The sequence below is a fragment of the Neisseria sp. P0021.S007 genome, from assembly GCF_051956855.1.
Genome location: NZ_JBQCXA010001692.1, coordinates 1 through 446 on the forward strand (window position 1 = coordinate 1; position 446 = coordinate 446).

The following is a 446-nucleotide window of genomic DNA, read 5'->3' on the forward strand; positions in this document are numbered from 1 at the left end:
ATTGGTATAAGAGACAGGCATAACGTCACGTGTGTGAATACGGTAATTTTTGACATTTTTATTGTCTCGGTTGTTTAAGAGTGTTTGTGGTTAAAGTGGTTTCAGACGGCCTTGGGTATTCAATATTCAGGCCGTCTGAAAAATGGGTTTATACCATGATTCCTTTACTTTTTAAATTTTCCAGACATTCGTCCAAGTAAGCATCATCATGTTCAGCATAAATCGGCGAAGTAGCTGTTTCAGCCGCGTGCGAATGGTATGGGGCAACGGTTTTGCCGCGATACAGCGGGTCTTTCCATAAGGTATCGGGTTTGTAACCGCACTTTTCCATCTCTTCCATAATCAACGCGTGATACAGATAGAGTTTGTAGGGCGAATGGGTAAAAACGTAATTAACCGTCGCATGCGGTCTGCCCCAGCCTGCTCCGCGTAAAGCAGTGCCTTCG

At 44.4% G+C, this 446-nt stretch carries 1 protein-coding gene; it reads right to left on the reverse strand.

What is annotated here, in order from left to right:
- Positions 1 to 148 precede the first annotated feature (148 nt).
- Positions 149 to 446: TIGR02328 family protein (locus ACTHUR_RS20950; protein WP_440400737.1), on the reverse strand; the 298-nt coding region annotated here is incomplete at its 5' end.